This is a genomic window from Polyangium sp. y55x31 (genome assembly GCF_029946505.1).
Taxonomy (GTDB): Bacteria; Myxococcota_A; Polyangia; order Polyangiales; family Polyangiaceae; genus Polyangium.
Genome location: NZ_JARZHG010000031.1, coordinates 101,593 through 127,758, shown reverse-complemented (window position 1 = coordinate 127,758; position 26,166 = coordinate 101,593). Strand labels below are relative to the sequence as shown.

Here is a 26,166-nt window from a genome sequence, read left to right as displayed (position 1 = left end):
CCGCGCCAAACCGAACAGGGAGACCATCCACCATGGCGACGATCACGCTGAAGGGCAATCCGATTCACACGGCCGGCGATCTGCCGAAGCAGGGGAGCGCGGCGCCCGATTTCCAGCTCCTCCGGGCGGACCTCTCCCGGGCCTCGCTCTCTTCGTTCTCGGGCAAGAAGATCCTCAATATCTTCCCGAGCATCGACACGCCCGTCTGCGCCATCTCGGTGCGCAAGTTCAACAAGCTCGCCTCCGAGAAGGGCGTGACCGTGCTGAACATCTCCGAGGACCTGCCCTTCGCGCAGAAGCGCTTCTGCGGCGCCGAGGGCATCGACAAGTGCGAGTCGCTCTCCGCGTTCCGCTCCTCGTTCGGCAAGGATTACGGCGTCGAGATCACCGAGGGCCCCTTCGCCGGCCTGACGGCGCGCGCCGTGGTGGTCCTCGACGAGGGCAACAAGGTCATCCACGCCGAGCTCGTCCCCGAGATCGCCCAGGAGCCGAATTACGACGCAGCGATCGCCGCCCTCGGCTGATCCCTCCCCGCCTCGCTCCCTTCGCGCCTTCCCCGCGAAAAAGATTACACATTTCCAGACATTGACGCCGCTTCCAGGCGCCCTGACAATCTGGCGCATTGCGTCGAGCCCGCGCCGATCGGAAGGCGACGGCCCGCGCTCGACGGGAGATGGCGTATGAGGAAGCTTGCGCTTGCGGTCGTTGTCATGTCGGGTCTCGCTTCCGTGGGGGGATGCACGGTCACGCAGTACGAGCCGCCGCCTCCACCGGGATTGGGCGAGGGCTGCACCCCGGCGGTGACTTGCACCGGGACGCCTGTTTCCGTCACGCACGGGGTCGTCACCCCGAAGGACGACGGCTTCCACGCCGTCGCGGCCTCGAACGAGGGCGTGGTGTTTCTGGGCGGCTTCGGTTCGGGCGCGACGGAGGGCGACGGCACGCCGAAAGAGGGCCGCGCCTTGCTCACCCGACGCAGCCCGGAAGGGCAGATCGAGGATTGGTCCAGCAAGTTCGTGCCGGGGCCGGATGGCTCGCTCGTCCAGATCGCGGGCCTCGCGGTTGCGCCGAACGGGGACGTCGCGGTGGCCGGTTATTTCAATGGCACGCTCCAGCTCGGGATCGAGTCGTTCTCCTCGACGTCGAACTCACGGGACGCGTTCCTTGCGGTGTTCGACGCGAAGGGCGCGCTCCGATACGTCAAGGCCTTCGGGGATCAGGCCTACCAGGCGGCGCACGCCGTCGTGTTCGATCCGGAGGGCAACGTGTACCTCGGCGGCTCGTTCGCGGGGGTGGTGAATTTCGGCGGCAAGGAAGGGCAAGCGCTCGAGGGTTTGGGGATGGGCGACGGGTTCGTGGTGTCGTACAAGCCCGATGGCACGTTCCGCTGGCAGGTGCCGGTGCTCGGCGAGGGGTTTCAGGCGGTCTACGCGCTCGCGGTCACGAACGACGGCGACGTCATCGCGGCCGGGCGCATGGAGGGGGAGAGCTCCCTCGGGCCGATCGAGAATGCGCTCACCCAGGGGATTGACATGTTCCTCGCGCGCCTCGACGCGGCGTCGGGCGAGGTGGGATGGGCGCAGCGGATGGGCGGGCCGGGTGATCAGCTCGTCGACGCGATCGACATCTCCGAGAAGAGCGGTGAAATCGCGCTCGTCGGCAATTTCCGCGGCGGGGCGATGGACCTCCTCGGCAAGCAATACACGAACAATGACATGGTATGGGACATGGTCGCCGCGTTTTATTCGCCGGTGGACGGCGCGCTCCTCCGGAGCGCGGCTTTCCAGGGACCCGGCATCCAGGCCGGCACGGGCGTCGCGTTTGATCCGGCCGGGGATGTCGTCATTGGCTGCACGTTCTCGCAGCAGCTCCAGCTCGGCATCACGGTCCTCCAGACGTCGGGCGGGTTCGACGCCGACGCTTGCGCCTTCAAGCTGCGGGGCGGCACCCTCGAGGTGGTCTGGGGCCACGACTATGGCGACGGCTGGGCGCAGGGGATCACCGCCGTCGATGTTTCCCCTTTGACGGGCCGACCGCTGCTCGTCGGCGGCTTCCAGAGCAAGCTCGCGGGCGTCCTCCACGAGCCCCAGAGCGCCGGCGGGTTCGACGCGTTTTTCGTCGAGCTCTCGCCCTGACCGCGGCGCGCTTCAATCGGCCGGCGCTTCGTCCCCGCGCCGGAGCACCTCGCGCGCCACGATCTCCGTGAGCGTATAAATCACGAATGCATCCTGATCGTCGATCGGCTCCTCGTTGTCGCGTGCGTGGATCTTCTTTCGCCGCTCGTTGATCGCGCCGAACACGCTGTCCTCGAACTTCCCGATCCGCTTGTGCTGCCGGCACGCTTGCACGAGCTCGCCGAGCGTCGCCTTGCCGATGTCCTTTCCGCCGACCTGCGTCACGGGCGGCGTCACCCGCGACAGGAGTCGCTTCAGCATCATCTCGGCGAGCCGCGCGCACGCCACGACGACCCGTTGCGGCTCGCGTGCTTCGAGCGAGAGCCGCGCCGAGGCGAGCTCGCGCAAGGTCTCCCGATCGTCGGTGTCCCACGTGAACAGCGAGACCGGCAAGGCGAGCGTATCCGTGGCGAGCGTCGTCAGGACGACCTGCGGCCCGTGCATCTCCTCGACGAGCTCGAGGTAGCCGAGCGCCACGAGCTTCTGCAATCGCAGCATGAGGTCGCGGTGGCCGATGCCCATGTCGTTGATCATCACCCGCGCGATGTCGCTCCCGCTCTTGCCGACGAGCTGGAGCACCCGATAATCGAGCGTATCGAGCGGCCGCGTCGCGCCTTCGACGGATTCGCTCCGGAGCACCTCGCGCGCCCTGCGCAATGAATCCGCGTCGAACCCGTAAAACCACGCCTGGTGGTGCAAGACGAACGGAATGAGCACGGCCGACAGCACGGACAGGACGACGTCGAAGACGAAATGCGGCAGGGCCAGCTTGGCGGGCCAGGCGACGAGGACGAGGCCGTCGAGGCCGACGATGCTCTGCCAGATCGAGGTCAGGGCAGGGTAAATCGCGAGCAGCGTCCGGTGCTGCCCCGCGGTCACGTCCGTGACGCCGAGGCGAATCAGGATCAACACGGCCGGAAAACACGCGAGCAGGAGGAAGACCACGCAGAGCCGCGCGAAGAAGCGCGCCTGGGCCACCGCGGAGGCGTCGATCCACATCGGCTCGAGCAAGCGGGCCGCGAACGGCAGCGCCATCGCGCACAGGATCACGGGCAACATCGAAAGGAAGCGGCGGTCCTTCAGGGCGGCGACGTCGGCGAGCGGGCGCCTTGCGCTCGTCCCGGACTTCTCTTCCGTGGACCTCGGGGCGGACAGGGCCGTCATGGCGGCGAGGATATCCTCGTCCCGGAAAAAAGTTGGTCACAGAAAGGCCCGACCTCGCCACGTGGCGATCGCGCGACGTTCGCGCGCGGAGGAGGGAGCAGCGATGGTGAACGTGTGGAAGGTCTCGACCCTGGTACTCGCGGGAGCGCTCGTCGTCGTCGTCGGCCGGGGCGCCGTGCAGGAGTCGGCCGCGTGTGACGCGGATCTCCCGACGGCCGAGCAGATCACGCGGCTGAAGCTCGCGCGGGGATTCACGTTCCTCGAGCGCGCCGAGCAGGAGATCGAGCAAGCCAGCGCGGCCCGCCCCCGGGAGCGCGCGAATGCGCTCGCCCAGATCGCCAAGGCCAAGGCCTCGATCGAGCTCGCCCTCAGCCTGGTCGCCGAGCCCGAGCCTCGGCCCTTGCCCACGCCGAAGCCCCTGCCGCGCCCGCTCCCGCGCAAGAACCCCGAGACGCCGGCCACCCAGGCGGCGGGGACGACGGTGCCGGCGGGCATGGTGAACCCGTTCCTGGTCTCGACGCGCAAGGATCCGCTGAACACCCGCAACTGAGCGCGCCGCCACGAAAAGTTGCTCGCCCTCGCAAACCCGGACGCTCGATCGCGGGTCGAAGGGCCATGGCCTACCGCGACGACGAGCACGCCCTGCAGACGAAGAAGGCTGAAATCGAGGGCCGCCTCCAGCAAATCGAGGCGCAGCGGCGCGAGCTCGAAGACCTGACGCGCGAGGAAGCCGACCTCGGCAAGGAGCTCGCGGACGTAAATCGAAGGCTCGAAGAGAAGCGGCGCTTGCCCTTGCTTTCGCGGGTCGAGGTCGCGGCCCCCTGCCCGGCCGATTGGGCTTCGATGGTGGGCGACGATCGCACGCGCTTCTGCCCGTCTTGTGAAAAGAACGTCTACAACCTCTCGGCCCTGACGGCGCAGGAGGCCGAGCAGCTCATTCGCGAGAAGGAGGGCAACCTCTGCGTCCGGTACTTCCAGCGCAAGGACGGGACGGTGATGACGGACGATTGTCCCGTGGGTGTGCGCAGGCGGCGGGTGCGGCGGTCGGTGGCCGCAGCGGCCGTGACGGTGGGCGCGGTGGGCGCGGGGGTCGCGGGGCTCATGGCGGGCGCGCAGTTCGTTCGGGACTACGATACGCTGCTGCTCGACTACGCGCCCGAGCGCAAGGGACGGACGCCCGAGGTCATGGGAGAGCTCACGCAGGAGCAATTCCTTATGCGGGACGAGATGGCCGGGAAGGCACCGAAGAAGCCCGGGGAAAAACCATAGGTGCGGCGGAACGCGACGTCACGGAGCGCCTCCCTCCCTGCGAATCGTTGTCGTTGACAACACGCGCGGCATGCGGCAATCGTGTCCGGCCCATGACGTTCGTGGAGGGGATGTGAATCCATTCGAAGGCAAGAGTTCGTTCGACGGCGAGACATTCGACAAGGTCACGCTCGAACGAGCGGACCTCCGTGATCGCGAGTTTTCCTACTGCGTATTTCGACGGTCCAGGCTCAGCGAGGGCCGATGGACGCGGACGCGGCTCGAGGGCTGCACGTTCGAGGAATGTGATTTGCGTCAAGCGGACGTCACCATGCTCTCGCTGCGGGGCGTGACGTTCAAGGCTTGCAAGCTGATGGGGATCAACTGGACGAAGATCGCAAAGTTCCCCGACGTGTCGTTCGAGGACTGCGACCTCCGGTACACCGTGATGGACTCGCTCGCGCTGCGCAAGACACGCTTCACGCGGTGTGCAATCACCGAGGCGGTCTTCGCGGCGACGGACCTCTCCGGCGCCGTGTTCGAGGAGTGCCGATTTGGGGGGACGCGCTTCGACGAGTGCGACCTTCGCAATGCGCAGTTCCCCCGCTGCTCGGACCTGTTCGTCGATCCGGCGAGGAACAAGGTGAAGGGCGCCCACGTCCCGCTCGATACGGCGATCCTCCTCGCGACCTCGTTTGGCATGCACGTGCTCGGCTTCGGCGAGCAACGAGACGCATGAACGCGCCGCCCGGCGGCGGTCGTTACCCGACCCGCGCCGTCACCGCCCGAAGGATTTGCTTCTGTACCGCCGCGAAGAGCGCGAGGACGGGCAAACTCAGAATCACGTTCCCCGCCATGACGATGTGCCAGCGCACGCCGGTGCCTTGCTCGCGGAGCAGGGCGACAGCGAGGGGCAAGGTGCGCACGTCGTCGTCGGTCGTCATGACGAGCGGCCAGAAATAATCGTTGTAATGAAAGACGAAGCTGAAGAGGAACAGCGACGCGAGGGTCGGCCGTAACATCGGGGCGAGCAGGCCGTAGACGATGCGAAGCTCGCTCGCGCCGTCGAGCCGCGCCGCCTCGATCATCTCGTCGGGCACGGAGAGCAGCGCTTGCCGCACGAGGAACGTCCCGAGCGCGCTCACGCCGAACGGCAGGATGAGCGCCGCGAACGTGTTCACGAGGCCGATCGGGCCGAGCATCGAAAAGACGGGGACGAACGTGACCTGCGCCGGAATGAGGAGGCACGCGAGCACCAGGGCAAACGCGACCTTCTTGCCGACGAAATGCAATTTGGCGAGCGCGTATCCCGCGGGCAATGCGAGCAGGATTTGGAGGAGCGCGATGGCCACGGCCATGGCTGTCGTGTTGAGGAAATAACGGCCGACGGGGATCGTCCGGAGGACCTCGCGGTAGGCCTCGAACTGGATCGATTTCGGGATCGGCCACGCGGGCGCCGCCACGATTTCCGGCAAGGTCCGGAGCGAGGTCAGCACCATCCACGCATACGGCCCGAGCCAGAGCAGGGCCACGACGGCGAGCAGGACACGCGAAAAGGCGGGTCTCATGCGCGCCTCGCGCCCGTCTTGCCGAGCCGCCAGGAACCGAGCTGCAAGGCCGTGAGCCCGAGCAGGAGCACGAAAAACGCGACGGTCATCGCGCTCGCCCGCCCCACGCGCAGGTTCACGAAGACGTGCTCGTAAATCGCGTAGACGAAGACCGTCGTCGATTTCACGGGCCCGCCCTGGGTCATCACGCGGACCACGTCGAAGGCCTGGAACGAGAGAATGAGGCTGGTCGTCCCGACGAACGAGGCGCTCGGGCGCAGCATGGGCCAGGTGACGTGGAGGAACCGCGAAAACGGCCCGGCGCCGTCGAGCGCCGCGGCCTCGTGCAAGGAGCGCGGGATGTCCTGCAATCCCGCCAGGAAAATCACCATCGAATACCCCGTGATTTTCCAGACGCTCACGGCCGCGAGCGTGTAGAGCGCGACCGCGGGATCACCGAGCCAGTTCTTGGGCGTGATGCCCATTGCGCGGCAGAGCGTCGAGAGCAGCCCGCCGTCCGCGTCGAGGATCCACATCCAGAGCAGGGCCACGGCGACCCACGAGACGACGTACGCGCTGAAGACCGCGCCCCGCACGAAGGCATAAAGCTTCCCGGGTCGATCGAGCGCGAGCGCGAGGCCGAGCCCGAGCGCGAGCGAAACGACGACGACCACGACGCTGTACGAGAGCGTCCGCCCGATCGTGCCCCAGAGCTCGCCGCTCGCGAGGATTTGTGCGTAATTGGCCGTGCCCACCCATTCGGGGGGCGTGAGCATGTCCCAGCGGTAAAAGCTGTTCTTGAAGACGAGCGCGAGCGGCCAGAAAAAGAAAAGGCCGAGCACGAGCGCCGTCGGGGCGAGGAAGAGGTAGGGATCGAGCGGGCGCTTCGGCTTCATGGCTCCCTCGCCGCGCGGCGCGCCTCGTCGAGCGTCGCACGCGCGTCCCGCCTGGCGAGGACCGCCTCTTCGAGCCGCGGCTGCACCGCCTCGCGCTGGATGCGGAACAAGGACGGCGCCCACGGCCACGCGAAGGCGTCCTTCAATTGATCGAGCGCGACCCGGTCATTCGGGTGCGCGTCGTAATATCCGCTCGCTTCGAGCTCTGCGAGCCCCTTTTGCGACACGGGCAGATACCCCGTCCGCGTGGCCCATTCGTTTGCCTGCCGCGGGAGCATCATCCATTGCAAAAACGCGTGGGCCGCGGGGCGCTCGCGCTCCGCCGAGGCGGCTGGAATGACGAACATCGTGCCGCCCGTGGGCACGCTCTTCCGCACGTCCCCCGGCAGCGGCGCGGCGCCGACCGGGAACTTCGCGTTCGTCTCGAGGTACTTGAGGAACGCGGTCGAGGTCCAGATCATGGCCACCCGGCCCGCGAGGAAATCGGTGTTCGTCGCCTGCCAGGCATTGTAATCGCGGCCCGGCGGCGGCTTCATCGTGCGCTCCTCGTGCACGAGCCGCTGCCAGAATTCGAGCGCGCGCACCCCGGCCTCGCCGCCGAGCGACGGCGCCCCGTCATTCTCCACGACGGTCCCGCCCGCCTGCCCCACGAGCGCCACCCAGAACCACCAATCGATGGGGCAGGCGAATCCGTGGCGCGTCACGGTGCCATCGTTCGCCCGGACCGTCGCCGCGCGGGCCACGGATTCGAGCTCTTTCCAGGTCGTCGGCGGGTGCAGGCCGAGCTCGTCGAAGATCGCGCGGTTGTAATACGCAATCGGCGTCGACCGATTGAACGGCGCGCAGACGATGGGCCGCTCGCCGCCGCGCACGAAACACCCGGTTTGCCCGAGGGCGGGGACGATGTCGCCGGTCACGTGGTTCGCTTCGTCGACGGGCAGCAGTGTCCCGGCCTGTGCGAGGTAAGGCACGACCTCGCCGACGACGTGCGTGAGCGCCGGCGCCGCGCGCGCCGCGATGGCCGTGCGGAGCTTCGCCAGGGCCTCGAAGTAATCGCCCTGGTAAATGGCCTTGATGCGATACGTGGTTTGCTCGGCGTTGAACCGATCGACGAGCGAGAGCAAAACCTCGCGGTTCGTGCCGCCGTACGCGAACCAGAGTGACGCCTCGCCGTCTTTGCCGCCGCGCGCGCAGCCCGCCCCCGCCAGGGCGGCGAACGACGAGGCGAGCGTGAGGAGCGCGTCCCTGCGCCCGAGGCGCACGCTCATCCTCGCGCCTCCGCGACCCTTCGGCCCGTCTGGGCATCGAAGAACAAGCAATGGCGCGGCTCGACCGCGGCGACGAGCGTATCGCCCGGCGAAAAGGTCCCCCAGCCGGGCATACGCGCCGCGATCCTCGTCCCCGATGCGTCGAGGTAAAGGTACGTCTCGGCGCCGAGCGGCTCGGCGTGCACGACCTTCGCGGAGATCGGAATGTCGTCCGGGCGTGGTTTGTCTTTCACGATCGATACGTGCTCCGGCCGGATCCCCACGACGACACGGTTCGGCAGGCCGAGCGTCATCGGCACCGAAAAAAGGAGGCTCGGCGCCTCGATCGTCCCCGCGTGGTACGTCGCCTCGATGCGATTGATGGCCGGCGTCCCGAGGAACGAGGCCACGAAGACATTGGCCGGCGCCTCGTAGATGTCCTTCGGCGTCCCCACCTGCTGGAGCACGCCGCTCTTCATCACGGCGATGCGATCGCCGATCGTCATGGCCTCGACCTGATCGTGCGTGACGTAAATGCTCGTCACGCCGAGCCTGCGCACGAGCGAAGCGAGCTCGACACGCAGCTCCGCCCGGAGCGCGGCGTCGAGGTTCGAGAGCGGCTCGTCGAAAAGAAACACCTTCGGCGACCGCACGATCGCTCGCCCCATCGCGACCCGCTGCCGCTCCCCGCCCGACAGCTCCCCCGGACGTCGATCGAGGAGCTTCGACAAACCGAGCATCTCCGCCGCCTCGAGGACCTTTTTTTCCTGCTCCGGCCGCGGCACGTCGCGCATTTTGAGAGGGAATGCCAGGATCTCGCGCACCTTCATGTGCGGATAAAGGGCATACCCCTGAAACACCATCGCGACGTCCCGATCCTGCGGCGCGACGTGCGTGACGTCGCGCCCGTCGATCAGGATCGTCCCCGCGTCGGGCTTGTCGAGCCCCGAGACGAGGCGCAACGTCGTCGATTTGCCGCAACCGGAGGGGCCGACGAGCACGAGCATCTCGCCGTCGCGCACGTCGAGATCGAGTTTGTCGAGGGCGGGGATTTCGGTGCCGGGGTGCCGGCGGACGAGGCCACGAAGCTCGATCGTCGCCATGGCTCAGGTACCGACGACGACGAGGCTCGGCACCTCGGCCGCGCGCGCGAGCAATCCCGCCTTCGGCCGCACCCCGACCGGCACGCGTGAAGCCGCGAGCATGGGCACGTCGTAACTCGAATCCCCGAATGCGCCGAGCAGCGTGCCGCCGGGGCAAGCCTCGCGCAGCGCGACGGGTTTGTCATCGCCGTACACAGGCCGCCCGGCGAGCTCGGCCGCGATGCGCCCGTCCTGCAAACGCGGCGTCATGGCGACGACGCGATTCGCCGGGATTCCGAGGAGAGCGACGCCAATCTCGACGATCCAGCGCGGCGAAGCCGAGACCACCCATACGGGCACCTGTTCGGCTTCGGCCCAGGCAAGGACGGGCGAAAGAAATCGATGCAGCCGCGCGTCGAGGCCCCGCGCAGCGACGACGCGCCGGGCAAAGCTCTCCGCTTCTGCGAGGGAAAACCCCGCGAAGACCCAGGCCATCATGGCGAAGGCGCGCACTTCTTCATACGTGCCGCCTGCGAGCGCGCGGTAAAGGCCTTGCGCGATGTCGGTCGTGCTGCCATCGGCGCTCGTGCCGGCTTCTCGGGCTTCGACGAGCAGCGCCGCGCGCGCCTCTTCGCGCACCGCTTCTTCGGCGATCAACGCCTCGAACAGATCGTTGCCGACGTCGCCGCTCCAGAGCGTTCCGTCGGCGTCGAACGCGAGGACCGGGTCCTCCTCGCGCGGGAGCGCCGCGCGCGCGGCCGCGAGGCGCCGAACGACGCCCTCGGGGGTCTCTTGGATCGGGGTTCGACCTTCCTGCACGGTCTCCCCCTACCACATCCGCGGCGCGGCGGGACATACGGCCAGCGAGCGGACGCGTCCGTCGCAGTCCTTGCGCCGCCACGCACGCCTTGCGTTCTTTCGGGACGCGGCTTGCGTCCCTCCGGGACATGGATCCGCCGCGTGCGCGTGTTTTCCCCGGCGTTTTACGTGGACCGGCTCCGCGGCACGCTCGTTGCGAAGGCAGCTTTCCCATGAACACCCGACATGCCGTCGTCTGGCTCGATCACAATGAGGCCCACATTTTCCACCTCACGCCCGAGAGTTATACCGGGGAGGTGATCAAGTCGCCGCACGCGCACACGAAGCTTCACCGCAAGGCGGGGCCGACGGCTTCGTCGGGGCACGCGGGCGAGGACCAGCATTATTATCACGACGTCGCGACGCACCTCGCCGGCACCGAGGAGATCCTCGTCGTCGGCCCGGCGAACGCGAAGGTCGAGTTCGTCCGGCACCTCGAGAGCCACCACCAGGACCTGAAATCGAGGGTCGTCGCGGTGGAGACCATGGATCACCCGACCGACAAGCAGATCGCCGCCCACGCGCGCACGTATTTCAAGAAGGAGGGCACGCTGTAGCGAGCGTCATCCTTCGAGCATACGCGCGAGGCCGCGGAGCGGGATGGCGATCCAATCGGGGCGATTGTCGAGCTCGTAGCCGATCTCGTAGATGCACTTCTCCAGGACGTAAAAATCGAGGAGGAGGTCGGTGTCGGGATCGTTTTTCGGGAGGAACTCGCTCCCCGCGGCCGCGCCGAGGTAGCCGCCGAGGTAAACGGCCTCGGCCCACGCGACCCAGGCGTTCGTCCAGGGTTCGAGCACGGGCCGGTCCTCGGGCCGCGCGCGGCCCGAGGCGAGGGCGGAGGCCGCCGCATAATCGAAGGAGCGGAGCATGCCGGCGACGTCCCGGAGCGGCGTGCGGCGGTAGCGGCGCGTCGCGAGCGGGCGCGTGGGTTCGCCCTCGAAATCGATGAAGATGAAATCCTCGCCGGTGAAGAGGACCTGGCCGAGGTGGAAGTCGCCGTGACAACGGATCCGCGTGGCGTCGACCTTGCGCGCGCCGATTGCCTTGAACCGCCGATCGACCTCGTCCTCGCGACGCGTGAGCTCCCGCGCGAGCTCCTGCACGCCCTCCGGCAAGGTGTGCGCGCGGCGGCGAAGCGCGTCGAAGGTGCGCGCGAGCATCGTGTGCGCGGCTTGATAAAGCGATTGCTGATGCAGCGTGGAGTAGGGCTCGCGGCCGAACGTGGTGTCGGTCGTGTCGGCCGCGAGCGTCGTGTGGAGCTCGGCCGTTCTCTGGCCGAGTTTGTTCAGCCAAACCCCTTGCGCGCCGAGCAGGTCGTGCGCGAGCGACGGTAGCGGCGTCCGCGCGCGCTCGGTGAACGTGCCTCGCGGCAGCGTCGGCGTGGCGCCGGCGCGCGTGGCCTCGTCGGCGAGGACCCGCTCGAAGAAGAGGTCGAGGGATTCGAGCGCGGCCTGGAATGCGTTCCCCCGGCTCGGCACCCATTGCTGGACCATCGCGAGCACCGTCCGGTCGCGCCCGGTGGCCTGGTATTCGATCGCGCCCCCGAGCCGCGGGACGTTCGGGTAGCCGCGCGCGTCGAGGAACGCCTGGACCTCGAATTCGGGATTAATGCCCTCCTCGACCTGGCGGAAGAGCTTGAGCATCACGGACTCGCCATACACGACGATGCTGTTCGATTGCTCGGCCGAGAGGAGCCGGCCGCGCTCGGTGGCCTCCTCCGGGACGCTTTGCAGGAAGGGGTGTGGGGTGAACCGGAGCTCGCCGCGCATTCCGGCGAATCTCGCGCCCTGGCGCACGTAGGCGAGGAGCGCATTCGTGAGATCGGGGTCGACGAGCGCGTCGATGAGCGTGCCTTCGACGACCTCGGTGTGGCCATTGCTCACGTGCAGCCGGACGGCTGCGATGACGGCGTGGGCCGCGTTCTCTTCAATCTCGCGCGCGCGCTCGCCCGAGGCGAAGGTGATGGGCAGGACGTACGTCTCCGGGGGCCCGGAGGCGAAATCGACGCGGACGAAGAGCAGCCACGCGAGCGGGGCCTCGGGGGCGCCGAGGGGAATGGCGTCCAGGATCGAGGCGCTCGAACGCGTGCGGCCCTTGCTGCGGAAATACCGCCGCGCCGCGAGGTAATTGCAGAGGACGCGCTCGAGCGCGCGCCGCCCCTCGGGTCGCTTCACGAGGCTCTCGATGGTCTGGTAGGCGAGCAGGACCGGGAGCCGCTCGCGTTCCGCGATCGTGAGCGGCGCGGTGCGTTCGAGGCCGAACCAGAAGAAATCGTGCGGCCCGAGCGAGAGCGGGTATTTGCCTTCGACCTCGGGGAAGCGGGTCCGACCGAAGAGCTCCGTGGGCACCATGCCGCGGAATCGCGAGAGGTCGAGCTCGACGTACTGGCCATAACGCGAGAGGTTCGCGACGACGAGTACATGCTCGTCCCTGTGGGAGCGGATGAAGGCGAGGACGCGGTGATTGTCGGGGTGGAGGAATTCGATCGAGCCGCGGCCGAAGACCTCGTATTGCTTGCGCAGGGCGATGAGCCGCTTCATCCACCAGAGCAGCGACGCGGAGTTCGCCTGCTGGGCCTCGACGTTGACGGCCTCGTAATGGTACTCGGGGTCGACGATGACCGGCAGGTAGAGCCTCTGCGGGTTGCACCGCGAAAAACCGGCGTTGCGGTCGGAGCTCCATTGCATGGGCGTGCGGACGCCGTCGCGGTCGCCGAGGAAGATGTTGTCGCCCATGCCGATCTCGTCGCCGTAATAGAGGACGGGCGTGCCCGGCAGCGAGAAGAGCAGGGCGTTCATGAGCTCGATGCGGCGGCGCGTGCGCATGAGCGGGGCGAGGCGGCGGCGAATGCCGAGGTTGATGCGCGCGTTGCGCTCCTCGGCGTAGACCTTGACCATGTAATCGCGGTCCTCGTCGGTGACCATTTCGAGCGTGAGCTCGTCGTGGTTCCGGAGGAACGTCGCCCACTGGCAGGACTCGGGGATCGCCGGGGTTTGCCGCAGGATATTTACAATCGGAAAGCTGTCTTCGAGCTCGACCGCCATGAACATGCGCGGCATGAGCGGGAAGTGGAAGTTCATGTGGCACTCGTCGCCGGCGCCGAAATACGCGGCGGCGTCGCTGGGCCACTGGTTCGCCTCGGCGAGGAGCATACGTCCGCCCTCGTAGCGGGCCTCGATGTGGGCGCGGAGCTTCTTCAGGAACGCGTGCGTCTCGGCGAGGTTTTCGCAGTTCGTCCCTTCGCGTTCGTAGAGGTAGGGCACGGCGTCGAGGCGCATGCCGTCGACGCCCATGTCGAACCAGTGGTCGACGACCTCCAGCAAGGCCTCGTGGACGGCGGGGTTGTCGAAGTTGAGGTCGGGCTGGTGGGCATAAAAGCGGTGCCAGTAATAGGCCCGCGCGACCGGATCCCAGGCCCAGTTCGAGCTCTCGAAATCCTGGAAGATGATGCGCGCCTCCTCGAAGCGGTTCGGCGCGTCGCTCCAGACGTAAAAATCGCGGTGCGGGTGGCCGGGCGGGGCGCGGCGCGCGCGCTGGAACCAGGCGTGCTCGCTCGACGTGTGATTGAGGACGAGCTCGGTGATGACGCGGATGTCCCTGTCGTGGGCCTCGCGGAGCAGGCGGGCGAAATCGTCGCGCGTGCCGTAGCTCTCGCTGACGCCCGTGTAATCCGCGATGTCGTAGCCGCCGTCGCGGAGCGGGGAAGGGTAGAACGGCAGGAGCCAGATCGCCGTGACGCCGAGGTCCTGGAGGTAATCGAGCTTGTGCACGAGCCCCGGGAGATCCCCTATCCCGTCGCCGTTCTGATCGTTGAACGCGCGGACGTGCAGCTCGTAGACGACGGCGTCCTTGTACCAGAGGGGATCACGCTTCATAGGAAATACTCGTAATCGTTCTCCCTGCGGGCGAGCCTCCGTGCATGGAAGACACAGGCGGGCGACGTCCGCGGGTCGATCTCGACCCAGTTTCGCTTCCCTCGAAACGTATAACGCGCGCCGCTCAGGAGGTCATGGACCTCGAAGCCGCGCCCCGCGTCCGTGAGGCCCGGCAGATCGAGCTCGACCCACGCGCCGTGGCGATGATACGGGTCGAGGTTGACGACGACGATCAGCGTGTCGTCCACGTGCGTCTTGCCATACGCGAGGACGAGGTCGCTGTCGGTGTGGAAAAAACGGAGATTGTCGTTGCGCCCGAGCGCGGGGTGCTCCATGCGAATGCGGTTGATGCGCGTGATCATGGGGCGCAGGCTGTCCGGGCGGCGGAGGTCCCAGCGGCGGAGCTCGTATTTCTCGCTGTACGCATATTCCTCGGCGCCCTCGCGCGGGGGCTTGTGCTCCATGAGCTCGAACGCCGGGCCATAAATGCCGTACGAGCTCGACAGCGTCGCGGCGAGGACGAGCCGGATCAGGAATGCCGCGGGCGCGCCGTTCTGCAGGTGCTCGGGCAGGATGTCGGGCGTGTTCGGCCAGAAGTTCGGCCGGTAAAACTCGGCGATCTCCGTCTTCGTGAGGTCGTGCATGTAGGACGTGATCTCGTCCTTGGAGACGCGCCAGGTGAAATAGGTGTACGACTGGGTGAAGCCGCGTTTGGCGAGGCCGTACATGAGCGCGGGGCGTGTAAATGCCTCGGAGAGGAAGACGACCTCGGGGTGGTCGCGCTTGATCGAGCGGATGACCCATTCCCAGAAGGGCAGGGGCTTCGTGTGCGGGTTGTCGACCCGGAAGAAGCGGACGCCGCGGGCGATCCAGAACCGGAAGATGCCTTCGAGCGAGCGCCAGAGCTCGGGCCACTCCTCGGTCTCGAAATCGAAGGGGTGGATGTCCTGGTATTTCTTGGGCGGATTCTCGGCATACCGGGCCGTGCCGTCGGCGCGGCGCGGGAACCAACCGGGATGCTCGTGGACCCAGGGGTGATCCGGCGAGGCCTGCAAGGCGACGTCGAGCGCGACGTCGATGCCGAGGCGTTGTGCGGCCTGGAAAAACCTGTCGAAATCGTCGAGGGTGCCGAGCGAGGGGTGCACCGCGGTATGCCCGCCCTGGGGCGCGCCGATGGCCCAGGGGCTGCCGACGTCGCCGTGCTCCGCGATGAGGGTATTGTTTTTCCCTTTGCGGTTCGTCTGGCCAATCGGATGGATCGGCGGGAGATAGAGGACGTCGAAGCCCATGTCGGCGACGTACGGCAATCGCGCCTCGGCGTCGGCGAAGGTGCCGTGGCGGCCGCCTTCGCCGAAGGAGCGGGGAAAGAGCTCGTACCAGGAGGAGAAGCGGGCCTTTTCGGGGTCGACGACGACCTCGAGGATGCCCGGATACCGCGAGGCGAGGCGGCGATCGGGGTGGCGCGCGGCGGCCATGCAGAGGCCGCTGTCGAGCGCGAGCGTGATTCGCTCCGTGAGCGAAATGGTGTCGTCGCGCAGGCGCGCGGCCACGTCCGCGAGGGAGCGGGCGTCGTCGCCGGTCGCGTCTTTGGCGGCCTGTTCGAGCAGGGTCGCGCCGTCGAGGATGTCGACCGAGACGTCCTGCGCCGCCTCGACGCGCTTTTTGAGGTCGCGCCGAAACGTGCCGAATCGATCGATCAGGGCCTCGACGGTGTATTGCCAGACGCCGAGCGTGTCGGGCATGAACGAAGCGACGAATCGATCGGGCTCTGCCGTGGCTTCGAGGGGGACGGAGAGCCAGGGCGGATCGGGGTCGCCGATGGAAGGCGCGGGGCGATAGAGAAGCGAGCCGGTGAGCAGATCGTGCCCGTCGGCATAAACGATGGCCGAGACGTCGATCCGATCGCCGAGGATTCGCTTGATCGGGAAGCGTCCGCCGTCGATCTCGGGACGGACGCGCTCGATCTGCACACGCCGGCGGCCTTCTTCAGGGAGCTTGTCGAGATCCACCGAGGCGCTTCGATGCGCCTCGGGGGTGGGCGGTTGTTCGAGCGGGCGGGCGCGGGGAGAGAAAGGTTGTCGTCCGGCCGCAATCCAGGGTAGTGGCGGACGTGTGATCAAAGCTTCCCCGGATTCCCATTTGCGCGCCCGCATCCTCGCGTCCCGGCCCCTGCCCGGGGTGCGTGCGGGCTCGGCCGTGGTTTGGCACGACCGACGGTTGCTCGTGATCCAGGACGACGCGTTCTCGGTGGTGTGGGTCGATCCCGCCTCGGGGGAGATGTCGCGCGCGACGCTCGCAGGGAGCGGGGAGGAGCTGCCCAAGGCGCGAAAGCCCGATTTCGAGGCGGCGTTCGTGGGGCCGGGGCGGGCCGTGACCGTGCTCGGGTCGGGGTCGGCGGAGAGGCGCAGGCACAAGGCGTCGGTCGATCTCGATTCGGGCCGCGTGCACGTGACGGACCTCGGAGCGCTCTTCGACGCCGTCGAGGCGCGGATCGGCGTCCGGCCGAACGTCGAGGGCGCGGTGCTCGCCGGCGAGGTTTTGCGGCTGTTTCATCGCGGCGCGGGGCCTCGGGCGAGCGCGATCGTGGACGTCGTCGGGAGCGTGCTCGAAGGGCGCGCCGTGGAGGTCCTCGGGCACGCATTTTACGACCTCGGATTCGCGGGCGGCGTGCCGCTGCATTTCACGGACGCGGCGGTGTTCGGCGGGCGGACGCTGTATCTCGCCGTCGCGGAGGGCACGCCGAACGCGATCGACGACGGGCCGGTCGTGGGCGCTGCCGTTGGCATTCTCGCGGGGGATCAGGCGAGGTATGCGATGCTCGAAGAGCCCTCGGGGGAGGGGTCGTGCCGCAAGGTCGAAGGGATCACGTTCGATCCCGAGCGGAAGACGATCTGGGCCGTCACCGATCCCGATGACCCGGAGCGGCCCGCGGAGCTTTGCGTGATTGCGCTGGAGGGGTTTTTCTGAGGAGTCCCCGCATTCACCACGACGACGGCCGCCGCCGCGAGGAGACGACCGGGATGAGCTCGTTCGGGGTGAAGAGATCCTTGGTGCGCCAACCTTCGAGGTCGTACTCGTCGAGGCAGCGGCCGGCGAAGGCCTTGCAGCGCTCGGCGAGCCCGCTCGTGGCGGCCGCGGAGAGCACGTCGATGCGCATGTCGTCGGCGCTCTCGTATCCGTCGCCGGAGGCGAAGTGGCTGTCGATCTGGCCGCCGAGCGCGTCCCAGAGCAGCTTCGTGAGCTTGACCCGATCGAGCGCGGTATAGCCGTTCTCCACGCGCACGAAGCGCTCGAGGTACGCCCGTGTCTCGGGGTTCTGGAAATCGCTCGCATTCGCGGAGAGGAAGACCTGGCCATTGCCCACCGCCCGCTCGATGACGTCGCGCAGCCGCGGATAAGCGAGGGTCGAAAAGATGCGGAAGGACAAACCGTGCTCCGGGTTCGGCAGCAATGCGCCGTTTGCCCAGGGGGCCGGGGCCCGCGCCTGCGCCTCGGTGAGGCCCCAGAACAGATTGCGATACGAGAGGACCTCGCCGAGCGAGGCGCGGACCTCGGGCGAGCCGCCCGTGCCCGCCGCCTCGGAGGAGCGAAGGAGCAGGCCCGCGAGGAATTCGAGCTTGATGCTGAGGCGCGTGCACTCCTGGAAGCTCGCGCGCGCGGCGAACGAGGCGCGCTGGAAGGCCGCCGCCCGCCCGCCGTCGTCGCGATAAAGAAAGATGTTTTCCCAGGGCACGAGCACCTCGTCGAACGAGAGGACGGCCTCGTCGTCTTCGAGGCGGCTCGTCAGCGGATGATCGAAGGGGCTTCCGTGGAGCTTGGTGCTCGTGGTGACGCTCGGGCGGCATTGCAGCTTCACGCCGCGGGTGCCGAGCGGCACGACGAACGAGAGGAGGAGCTCCTCGTCGCGCAGGATGCCCGGATGCACGACGAAACTGCCATGGGAGAGCGCGGCGACCGAGGGGACGGGCGTCGTGCCATTGACGACGATCCCGGCGTCGGTCTCGCGCTCGATGTAGAGCGGCGGGGGGGCCGCGGCGTTCGGCGGGTGGCTTTTGCGATCGAGCATCGCGTGGTGGAAAAAGAGGGCCTGCCCGCTCGCTTTGCGATACCAGCTCCGCGCGTTCTCGGCGAAGCGGCCATACACCTCGGGCGCGGCGCCGAGCGTCGTGATGAGGCTCGCGCCTTCTTCCGGGCTCTGTCCCATCCAGCCGTACGTGATGCGCGCCCATTCCGCGATGGCGTCGCGGGTCGCGACGAGGTCGTCGATGCTGCGCGGGATGCAGAAGAAGCGGTGCGTACGGACGCCCGAGCCGCTTTCCGTCTCCGCCGTGAGCGCGGCTTGCCTCGTGGGATCGTGCAGGGCGTCGTAGAGCCGCGCGAGCATGCGCGTGGCGTTGCGGAAGACCGGGTGGCTCGGGAGGTCGGTGACCCGCTCGCCGCGGATCCAGACCTCACGCCCGTCGCGCAGGCTCTCGAGGTACTCCGCGCCGGTGAGCGGGCGTGGGCGAGGGGCCGCGGTGCCATTCGTGCGAGGGGCGCTCATGAGGTCGTCTCCTGGCGAAGCCCGGGAGTCTACCCCGGTCTGCCCGTCATCCTGTAAATTTCGCCGAGAATACCCCACAGCGTCGCGAAAGGACGTCGCTTTTTTGGCGCGCACGGCCAGCCGAGGCAACATCGCGGGCGCCCTCATGCGGAGCTCGCTCGCTCGAACGGTCGCCCTCGCCTGTACGCTCGTCCTCGGCACAGGCTGCTCGCGCGAGGTCGCCGAGCTCGACGCGTCCTTCCTCCTGCCGCCGATCTCCACGGCCGAGCCACGCGCCGCGCTCGCCCTCGACTGCGACGATCTGCCCCCGCTGTCGCCCGAGGAGGCCGCCCGTCCGCCCCTATCGCCGCCGCGCCTCGAAAAGTCGACGCCGCGGGGAAAACCTCCGGCGTGGAGCGCGCTCAACGACGTGACGCTGCCGGATCCGGTCGCGGACAAGGTGGACGCAATCGACGAGGCGTATTTCCGGCGGACGGGAAAACACGTCACGGTCACGAGCGGGACGCGGGACGCCGCGCGGCAAGCGAAGGCGATGTACAAGATGCTGCGCCTCGGCGGTGATCCGATGCAGCTCTACCGGAACAAGGAGGCCGCGCGGGAGATCAAGCAGGCGTACGAGCGAGCGCGGGCGGCGCGCAAGGAGCCGGACGACATCGTCGCGGCGATGCACGAGGTGCTCAAATCGCAGATCGCCCGCGGTGTGTACATTTCGGCGCACCTGCGCGCCGGGGCCGTGGACGTGCGAAACCGCGACATGTCGTCCGCCGACAAGAAGGCGTTCGTCGCGGCCGTGAACGAGGCGAAGGGCGTGACGCTGCTCGAGGAGTCGGCGCCGCCGCATTGGCATTTGCAGATCGATTGAGCGTCAGGCGAGCGACGCCGCCCATTCCGCGATTTCTCGCCAGACGGGGAGCGAACGCGGATCGGTCACGAGCCCCATGTGATCGGGCGCCCTCCCTTCGTGCTCGGCGTGCGTGACGATGCGCAAAGCCTTGTTCGGGCTGCCGATGCGCGCGAAGAAACGCGCCACGGATTCGGGGTGCGCGAGCAGTTTGTCGCCCTCGCTCGCCACGGCGAGGACGGGGCACGTGACGCGCGAGAGCGCCTCGGCATAATCGTACCGGTCGTCGACGCTGCCGTAACGATCGGAGGACCAGACCTTCCAGAACTGTCGGATGTACGGCAGCGCGACGGCGTCCGTGCCGATGCGGAAAGGTTTGGGGTCGAAGTGACCGATCGTCTCGGTCACGGCGAGCCAGGTCCGGAGCACGGCCGCCTTAGCGGCGCGACGCGCGAGGCTCGGTTCGTCCGAAGGGAACCAGAAGTTGCCGGCGATCGAGGCGATGGCGTCGGGCGCCTTGTCGGGAAAAACGCCGGCCGAGGCGAGCGCGGCGTGCGCGCCGAGGCTGTGGCCCACGACCATCACACGTTTGTCCGGGAACAAGGAGCGCGTGAGCCCGACGAGCGCGGGGACGTCGAAGAGCACGTAATCATCGTACGTGTACCTCGCGCCCTCCCGCGCGGAGGGGCCGCTCTCGCCGTGGCCACGCAGGTCCATGGAGACGACCGAGAGCCCAGCCGCGGCGAGCGTCGAGGCGAGGCCCGCGCCGCGTGGTTTGTCCATGCTCCTTCGGCTCGCCATCATCGCGTGCAGGAGCAGCGCCACCGCGGGTCGACGGCCTTCGGCGAGCACCTCGCCGCGGAGGTGCCAGCCGTCGTCGGTCCGGGCGGAGACGGGCCCGATTGCGATCATGGGGACGAGGCTACCACGTGCCGGATCCTTCGCTACAGTGCGCGCCATGCTGGACGAACCGCCGATCGCCCTGTTCGCCGCGCAGCCCGGCGTGACGCCGGGATGGGTGATCCGCAACCTGCCGACCTGGTCTTACACGAAGTCGGTTTATGGCGTGGCCATGTGGCAGTGGGTCGCGCTGCCGCTCGCGTTCGTGCTGTCGATGCTCACGGGGGCGCTCCTGTCCGCGATTTTCGTGCGCCTCACCTCGCCGATCGCCCGGCGCACGGCGACGACCTGGGACGACGAGCTGCTCGTCGCGCTCCGCGGACCCGCGACGTTGTTCCTCGGGACGACGGCATTCTGGTCCGTCGAGCCCGCGATCGCGCTGCGCCGCGCGGCGAGCGACGTGGTGGGCCGAGGCGTGGACGCGCTGCTCGTCGCGAGCCTGCTCTGGGGCCTCTTCGGCCTGCTCGACGTGCTCGCGCATCGCGTGGGGGCGCGCATCGCGAAGGGAGGCGACACGAAGGATCGCGGCGGCGCTCTCTCGTTCGTGGCGATCTGCACGAAGGCCGCGAAGGTCCTGCTCGTGATCTTCGGGTTCATCCTGGTGCTCGGGCAGCTCGGGCTCAACGTGACGGGCATCATCGCGGGCCTCGGGATCGGCGGTATCGCGGTCGCGCTCGCGAGCCAGAAGACGCTGGAGAACCTGTTCGGCTCGTTCACGATCGGCGTGGATCGGCCGCTGCACATCGGCGATTTCGTCAAGGTCGACGATCTCGTGGGGACCGTGGAGCAGATCGGCCTGCGCTCGACGCGGATCCGGACGCTCGACCGGACGCTCGTGACGATGCCGAACGGGCGGCTCTCGGACATGCGGATCGAGAACTACAGCGCCCGCGACCGACTGCGCCTGCACGCGAGGATCGGCCTCGTGTATTCGACGAGCCCGGCGGCGATGCGGCGGATCGTGGAGGAGATGCGGAGTTATCTCGCCGAGCGGCCGGGGATTTACCCGGACGCGATCAACGTGAACTTCATCGGCTTCGGCGACTCGTCGCTCACGGTCGAGGTGATGGTGTGGCTCGACTCGTGCGAGTGGACCGAGTTCCTCACGTGGCGGGAGGAGATCCTGCTCGGGCTGATGGAGATCGTCGAGAAAAACGGCTCGTCGTTCGCGTTTCCGACGCAGACGGTCCACGTGGCGTCTTATCCGTCCCCTCCGCAGCCGGGCCCGGCCGAGAAGAGGCACGAGCGGTGAGGCTTTACAGCGGGACCGTTCTGAAGGATACGTGACAAAAGTCCGAGACGAGGAGGCCCCGTGGCAAGCTGGCGAGACGAGCTCATCGAGGCAGCGAAGACCAAGGCGGAGCGCGACGCCGAGGAGCAGGAACGGCATCGAAAGCGCGTCCAAGAGGCGCTCCACACGGCCGAGGCGGCGCTCTCGCTCGGCGCGGAGGCGCTGCGCTTCACCCGCGATCGGCTGCGCGACAAGGGGCAGTCGCCCTCGTTCAACGAGCAGGCGGACGACTTCAAGCTGAAGCTCGGCGATTTCAGCCTGCGCGTGGAGCTCGCCCGGGACGCGGCCGTCGTGCGCGTGACGTTCGGCGACGGCAAGCCGCGCGAGTTCGACTTCGCCAAGGACCGGCACATCGCCCCCGCCGACGTGGAGGAGTACATCGGCCGCCGCGCTGTCGAGCTCGTGCGTACGGCGCAGAAGGCATCGCCCTGGTGATGGTGATCGCGCGGCCGAGTTCGTGGTAGAGGCGTTGGCCGTGAAGCCGACTCTCCTGCCGCGCCTTCGTGGGCGCCTCGCGATCTCCGCGTCCATCCTCGCCCTGCTCGTCGCCTGTGGACCCGCGGCCGAGCCCGTCACCCCGCCGCCGCCCGTGCCGCCGGAGCTGCCCAGCGCAGCGCCCGCGGCGAAGGCGGAAAACCCGATCGAAAAGGGTGATCCGCAGCGGATCGACGAGGACGTGAAGCGACTCGCGTCGGACGATCTCGGAGGTCGCGGGACAGGGGATCCGGGCGCGCAGCAAGCGGCCGAGCACGTGGAGAAGCGCTTCCGCGAGCTCGGGCTCGAGCCGTTCGGCGACGCGGAGGGGAACGCGAAGGGCTTCAAGCAGAAGTTTTCCGCGCGCGTCGGCGCGAAGGTGGAAGCGCCGACGGTCTCGCTCGCGAAGAAGGGCCAGAAGGCGGCGAAGACGCCGGCGCCGGCCGACGTGATCACGGCGGAAGGCGCGCAGACGGGCGAGGCGAAGGGCGAGGTCGTGTTCGTCGGGCACGGCGTGACCGCGCCCGCGGCGTCGTGGGACGACTACGCCGGCAAGGAGATCGCGGGGAAGGTGGCGCTGATCGTGGACGGCGCGCCAAAGCCCGAGTCCGGCGGCAAGAACGCCGAGGCGCTGCGCGACTTCAAGAGCGTGCGGTACAAGTTGCGCACGGCCCGCGAGCACAAGGCCGTGGCGGCGATCGTGGTGGTCGCGGGCGAGGAGCTTCCGGCCGCGCCGGAGAGCGCGAGCGGGATGGGCATCCCGGCCGTGGTGATCAAGCGGAGCGCAGCGAAGGCGCTGTTCCCGGAGATCAAGTGGGACGACGCGGCGGTGAGCTCGCCGAAGGCCGCGGGGAAGCCGAAGGCGCTCGCAGGCACGGAGCTTTCGGTCGCGACGCGGATCGAGCCGACGCTCGCGGACGCGTGGAACGTGGTCGGGCGGCTGCCCGCGCGCGCGGGATCGAAGACGGCCGAGGAGTACGTCGTGGTCGGGGCGCACTACGATCATCTCGGCAGGGGCGGCACGTCGCACTCGCGCGCGCCGGGCTCGCGCGAGATTCATCACGGCGCGGACGACAACGCCTCGGGGACGGCGCTCCTGCTCGACGTGGCGCGGCGCTTCTCGAAGCTCGCCGACAAGCCCGCGCGCAGCATCGTGTTCATCGCGTTCGGGGCCGAGGAGCTCGGCACGCTGGGATCGCGGCACTGGGTCGAGCACCCGCCCGTGCCGATCGGCTCGGTGACGGCGATGATCAACGCGGACATGGTCGGCCGCATGCGTGACCGGACGCTGGTCGTCGACGGCACGGGGACGGCGGCAGCGTGGCCGGAGCTCGTGAACGCGGCGAACGCGGGGCTCTCGCTCACGCTGAAGCTCGGCGCCGAGGGCTTCGGCGCGAGTGATCACGCCTCGTTCACGGCGGCGCGCGTGCCCGTGGCGTTCCTGTTCACGGGCGTGCACGACGACTACCACAAGCCGAGCGACACCTCCGACAAGGTCGACATCGGCGGCATCGACCTCGCCGCGACGCTCGCCGCGCGGCTCACGCAGGCGGTGGCGGAGCGGCCGGAGCGGCTCGCGTTCGTCGAGGCGCCGGCGGCGCAGGATCCGCACAAGGGCGGCGGAGGCGGCGGGCGAGGGTTCCGGGCGTCGCTCGGTTCGATCCCGGACTACGCGTGGCAGGGCAAGGGCGTGAAGCTCACGGGCGTGCGTCCGGACGCACCCGCGGCGCGCGCGGGCCTGCAGGCGGGGGACATCATCGTGAAGCTCGACAAGCACGAGATCACGAACGTGCACGACTACGTGTTCGCGCTCGGCGACCTGGAGCCGGGGCGCGAAATCACGGTCGAGGTCGAGCGCGACGGCAAGCGCGTGGCTTTGAAGATCATCCCCGCCCCGGGCCGATGAGCGAGCGTTTTACGAGTCCGTCGAGGCTTGGCCTCGGCGTGTTCTTCTGCGTCGCGCTCGCCACCTCGGCGACGGCGCCCGCATGCTCGGGGGGTAGCTCCACGCCTCCGGCGCCCGACGCGGCTGCCGATGCGGCGATCGAGGCTGCGGAGGCACGCGCCGAGCTCGACGCGGCGATCGCCGATGCGGCGCTGGATGCCGATGCAGACGCCGACGCGGATGCGGCGGCGGAAGTGGACGCGGCGACGGACGCGAATGCGGCGCTGCCTGGGACGAGCGAGGGTTGTCCGTCCGACATGGTGCTCGTCGCGGGCGAGTATTGCCCGCTCGTGCAGCAGCGGTGCGTCGAGCACCACGACGAATTCGAGAAGGACCAGGCGAAGAAGAAAAAGGCGTCCGAGCAGGGCGAGGGATCCGGCCCGAGCACGGTGAGCGAGCGGTGCATGCGGTACGAGGAGCCGTCGGTGTGCCTCTCGAAGAAACGCACGCCGATGCGGTTCTGCATGGACCGTTATGAATGGCCGAACCAGAAAGGCGAGCTGCCGGCGCTCCTGGTCTCGTGGGGCGACGCGCAGAAGCTTTGCGAGGCGAAGGGAAAACGCCTCTGCTCGGAGGCCGAGTTCAATTTCGCCTGCGAGGGCGAGGCGATGCTGCCGTACACGTACGGTTACGAGCGCGACCCGACGGCGTGCAACATCGACAAACCCTATCGAAAACGCGAAAAGAAGCTGTTCAAGTACGAGCGGTGCTTGAAGCGCCCGGAGTGCAAGGCGGAGCTCGAGAAGCTCGATCAGCGCTTGCCGACGGGCTCGATGCCGCGTTGCGTGTCGCCGTTCGGGGTGTACGACCTGAACGGCAACATCAACGAATGGGTGGTCCGGCCGAAGCAGAAATACCCGAACCGGAGCGGGCTGAAAGGCGGCTGGTGGGGCCCGGTGCGCGGCCGCTGCCGGCCGACGGTGGGGTTCCACAAGGAAGACGATTACGGCTACGAGGAAGGGTTCCGCTGCTGCAAGAAGGCGGAGGGGAACTGACGGGGCGGACGGGCGTCAGTGCCCGTTCGTCGCGGCGAGCCAGGAGGCGAGGTCCTCGGCGGAGAGGTCGAGGACCACGTCGCCGAGCCGCTCGGCGCCTTGCTGAAGGAGCCGCTCGGCCAGCGTGGCACGTTCGGCCGGCGTGAGAAGGCGGCGGAGGCGGCGTTCGAACAGGTGAGCGAGCGGGGCGAGGCCTTTCTGGAGGCCCTCCTCGCGCCCCTCCTCGCGTCCTTCTTCGCGCCCCTCTTCGCGCCCCTTCTGCCGCCCCTCTTCCAATCCTTCCCTGAAGATCCAGTTATTCATGACCAGCTCCCTGGGCAACAAAGTTCTTATCACAGTTCGGAGATCTCGGCCTCGCTGATCGGCTTCCGCGAGGACCGCCATCGCCACGCCGAGCTCCTCGAACGCCTCGGGCGATACTTGCGCCCGGAGATCGTCCACGACCCGGCGCATGCGGGGCTCGTCCGCATCCACAGCGAGCGGCGCGAAGATGAGCCAGAAGGGGCCGCGCGCCGCAAGCTCGGCGACGGTCCGCTGGTACACGGGCTCGATACGAAAATGCACCCCGGAAAACGGCGCATCCGGGGGAGAGAGGCGATACGAGCCATGCGGCGGCCAGGGCTCCGCTCGGCCGCCGAGGAGCACGACCACGCTCTCGATCGGCGGTACGAGCTGCGAGCCCGCGCGGCTTTCGGCCACCATGGCGAGCGCCATGAGCGATTGGTACTCGTAGCTCCGGAATGGCATGTTCGCGGGCATCTCCCCCTGCCATTCGAGGTGGAGCAGCCTTCGTTTGCCCTTCACCTCGACATCGAGCGTGCGGTCGAGCTGGCGGTGCCGCGAGGCGACCTGCGTTTCGAGTACGGTCGCCGAGAGCGGGCCTTCGACGCCGAGCAAGCCGCGCGCGAGATCCTCGGGAAAACGGTGCGAGACGTGGCGGAGGATCAGGTCGACGCTGTCGTTTTCTTCCACGGAATCGGTCATCGAACCTCCTTCCAGGACGGCCGCGCAACGCTTACGTTTGTCCGAGGGTTCCGTCAAGAAAAACGTTTGTCCAAAAATGTGCATCAACACTCGTAAATT

General features: G+C 68.2%; 23 protein-coding genes. 12 read left to right on the top strand and 11 right to left on the bottom strand.

The window, feature by feature from the left end; all coding sequences use genetic code 11:
* The first annotated feature begins 32 nt into the window (after positions 1 to 32).
* Positions 33 to 524 (top strand): thiol peroxidase, encoded by a 492-nt coding sequence (gene tpx, locus QHF84_RS37335; protein WP_281318315.1) that lies wholly within the window; start codon positions 33 to 35, stop codon positions 522 to 524.
* A 186-nt stretch (positions 525 to 710) separates the two neighbouring features.
* Positions 711 to 2,135: a hypothetical protein gene (locus QHF84_RS37330; protein WP_281318314.1), complete on the top strand. Its 1,425-nt coding sequence runs from the start codon at positions 711 to 713 to the stop codon at positions 2,133 to 2,135.
* Between the two features lie 12 nt (positions 2,136 to 2,147).
* On the opposite strand, the gene QHF84_RS37325 is transcribed toward QHF84_RS37330, so the two are convergent.
* Complete coding sequence (locus QHF84_RS37325; protein WP_281318313.1) at positions 2,148 to 3,338, bottom strand: hypothetical protein; 1,191 nt, start codon at positions 3,336 to 3,338, stop codon at positions 2,148 to 2,150.
* 103 nt (positions 3,339 to 3,441) lie between these two features.
* On the opposite strand from QHF84_RS37325, the gene QHF84_RS37320 reads away from it, so the two are divergent.
* The 3 genes from QHF84_RS37320 (at position 3,442) to QHF84_RS37310 (ending at position 5,325) form a co-directional block, all read left to right on the top strand.
* The gene (locus tag QHF84_RS37320) at positions 3,442 to 3,888 is read left to right on the top strand and encodes a hypothetical protein (protein ID WP_281318312.1); all 447 of its coding nucleotides are present in this window, start codon (positions 3,442 to 3,444) and stop codon (positions 3,886 to 3,888) included.
* A 65-nt stretch (positions 3,889 to 3,953) separates the two neighbouring features.
* The gene (locus tag QHF84_RS37315; protein WP_281318311.1) at positions 3,954 to 4,607 is read left to right on the top strand and encodes a hypothetical protein; all 654 of its coding nucleotides are present in this window, start codon (positions 3,954 to 3,956) and stop codon (positions 4,605 to 4,607) included.
* A gap of 112 nt (positions 4,608 to 4,719) precedes the next feature.
* Positions 4,720 to 5,325 (top strand): pentapeptide repeat-containing protein, encoded by a 606-nt coding sequence (locus QHF84_RS37310; protein WP_281318310.1) that lies wholly within the window; start codon positions 4,720 to 4,722, stop codon positions 5,323 to 5,325.
* Positions 5,326 to 5,347: 22 nt separating this feature from the next.
* On the opposite strand, the gene QHF84_RS37305 is transcribed toward QHF84_RS37310, so the two are convergent.
* From QHF84_RS37305 to QHF84_RS37285, 5 genes are read right to left on the bottom strand one after another with little or no spacing between them, the layout of a single operon-like run.
* Positions 5,348 to 6,154 (bottom strand): carbohydrate ABC transporter permease, encoded by an 807-nt coding sequence (locus QHF84_RS37305; RefSeq protein ID WP_281318309.1) that lies wholly within the window; start codon positions 6,152 to 6,154, stop codon positions 5,348 to 5,350.
* Positions 6,151 to 7,029: a sugar ABC transporter permease gene (locus QHF84_RS37300; protein WP_281318308.1), complete on the bottom strand. Its 879-nt coding sequence runs from the start codon at positions 7,027 to 7,029 to the stop codon at positions 6,151 to 6,153. The genes QHF84_RS37305 and QHF84_RS37300 overlap by 4 nt, the downstream gene beginning before the upstream one ends.
* A complete protein-coding gene (locus tag QHF84_RS37295; RefSeq protein ID WP_281318307.1) occupies positions 7,026 to 8,297 on the bottom strand; it encodes an ABC transporter substrate-binding protein in 1,272 nt (423 codons plus the stop codon). Before QHF84_RS37295 ends, QHF84_RS37300 begins: the two co-directional genes overlap by 4 nt.
* Positions 8,294 to 9,379: an ABC transporter ATP-binding protein gene (locus tag QHF84_RS37290; RefSeq protein WP_281318306.1), complete on the bottom strand. Its 1,086-nt coding sequence runs from the start codon at positions 9,377 to 9,379 to the stop codon at positions 8,294 to 8,296. The genes QHF84_RS37295 and QHF84_RS37290 overlap by 4 nt, the downstream gene beginning before the upstream one ends.
* Positions 9,380 to 9,382: 3 nt before the next feature.
* Positions 9,383 to 10,177, bottom strand: a complete 795-nt coding sequence (locus tag QHF84_RS37285; RefSeq protein ID WP_281318305.1) for an HAD family hydrolase — start codon at positions 10,175 to 10,177, stop codon at positions 9,383 to 9,385.
* A 212-nt stretch (positions 10,178 to 10,389) separates the two neighbouring features.
* Between QHF84_RS37285 and QHF84_RS37280 the strand changes: the two genes are divergently transcribed.
* The gene (locus QHF84_RS37280) at positions 10,390 to 10,773 is read left to right on the top strand and encodes a hypothetical protein (RefSeq protein WP_281318304.1); all 384 of its coding nucleotides are present in this window, start codon (positions 10,390 to 10,392) and stop codon (positions 10,771 to 10,773) included.
* A gap of 6 nt (positions 10,774 to 10,779) precedes the next feature.
* Here QHF84_RS37280 and treS read toward each other — a convergent pair whose 3' ends face one another.
* Together treS and QHF84_RS37270 are read right to left on the bottom strand one after the other, a co-directional pair.
* The gene (treS, locus tag QHF84_RS37275) at positions 10,780 to 14,094 is read right to left on the bottom strand and encodes a maltose alpha-D-glucosyltransferase (RefSeq protein ID WP_281318303.1); all 3,315 of its coding nucleotides are present in this window, start codon (positions 14,092 to 14,094) and stop codon (positions 10,780 to 10,782) included.
* Positions 14,091 to 16,103, bottom strand: a complete 2,013-nt coding sequence (locus QHF84_RS37270) for an alpha-1,4-glucan--maltose-1-phosphate maltosyltransferase (RefSeq protein WP_281318302.1) — start codon at positions 16,101 to 16,103, stop codon at positions 14,091 to 14,093. The genes treS and QHF84_RS37270 overlap by 4 nt, the downstream gene beginning before the upstream one ends.
* A 103-nt stretch (positions 16,104 to 16,206) precedes the next feature.
* Here QHF84_RS37270 and QHF84_RS37265 point away from each other — a divergent pair, with 103 nt between their 5' ends.
* On the top strand, positions 16,207 to 17,061 hold the full coding sequence (locus QHF84_RS37265) for a hypothetical protein (RefSeq protein WP_281318301.1): 855 nt from the start codon (positions 16,207 to 16,209) through the stop codon (positions 17,059 to 17,061).
* A 13-nt stretch (positions 17,062 to 17,074) separates the two neighbouring features.
* Here QHF84_RS37265 and QHF84_RS37260 read toward each other — a convergent pair whose 3' ends face one another.
* A complete protein-coding gene (locus QHF84_RS37260) occupies positions 17,075 to 18,637 on the bottom strand; it encodes a 4-hydroxyphenylacetate 3-hydroxylase N-terminal domain-containing protein (protein ID WP_281318300.1) in 1,563 nt (520 codons plus the stop codon).
* A gap of 145 nt (positions 18,638 to 18,782) precedes the next feature.
* On the opposite strand from QHF84_RS37260, the gene QHF84_RS37255 reads away from it, so the two are divergent.
* Complete coding sequence (locus QHF84_RS37255) at positions 18,783 to 19,499, top strand: hypothetical protein (protein WP_281318299.1); 717 nt, start codon at positions 18,783 to 18,785, stop codon at positions 19,497 to 19,499.
* A gap of 3 nt (positions 19,500 to 19,502) precedes the next feature.
* Here QHF84_RS37255 and QHF84_RS37250 read toward each other — a convergent pair whose 3' ends face one another.
* A complete protein-coding gene (locus tag QHF84_RS37250; RefSeq protein WP_281318298.1) occupies positions 19,503 to 20,390 on the bottom strand; it encodes an alpha/beta fold hydrolase in 888 nt (295 codons plus the stop codon).
* A 46-nt stretch (positions 20,391 to 20,436) separates the two neighbouring features.
* On the opposite strand from QHF84_RS37250, the gene QHF84_RS37245 reads away from it, so the two are divergent.
* Genes QHF84_RS37245 through QHF84_RS37230 form a run of 4 tightly spaced genes read left to right on the top strand, consistent with a single transcriptional unit; the run spans position 20,437 to position 25,083 of the window.
* Positions 20,437 to 21,630: a mechanosensitive ion channel family protein gene (locus QHF84_RS37245; RefSeq protein ID WP_281318297.1), complete on the top strand. Its 1,194-nt coding sequence runs from the start codon at positions 20,437 to 20,439 to the stop codon at positions 21,628 to 21,630.
* Positions 21,631 to 21,690: 60 nt separating this feature from the next.
* The gene (locus tag QHF84_RS37240) at positions 21,691 to 22,104 is read left to right on the top strand and encodes a hypothetical protein (RefSeq protein ID WP_281318296.1); all 414 of its coding nucleotides are present in this window, start codon (positions 21,691 to 21,693) and stop codon (positions 22,102 to 22,104) included.
* Between the two features lie 40 nt (positions 22,105 to 22,144).
* Positions 22,145 to 24,049: a M20/M25/M40 family metallo-hydrolase gene (locus QHF84_RS37235; protein ID WP_281318295.1), complete on the top strand. Its 1,905-nt coding sequence runs from the start codon at positions 22,145 to 22,147 to the stop codon at positions 24,047 to 24,049.
* A complete protein-coding gene (locus QHF84_RS37230) occupies positions 24,046 to 25,083 on the top strand; it encodes an SUMF1/EgtB/PvdO family nonheme iron enzyme (protein ID WP_281318294.1) in 1,038 nt (345 codons plus the stop codon). Before QHF84_RS37235 ends, QHF84_RS37230 begins: the two co-directional genes overlap by 4 nt.
* Positions 25,084 to 25,098: 15 nt before the next feature.
* Here the strand turns inward: QHF84_RS37230 and QHF84_RS37225 are convergent, their stop codons facing one another.
* Entirely contained in the window at positions 25,099 to 26,067 is a 969-nt protein-coding gene (locus QHF84_RS37225; RefSeq protein ID WP_281318293.1) for a hypothetical protein, read from the bottom strand.
* Between the last annotated feature and the right edge of the window lie 99 nt (positions 26,068 to 26,166).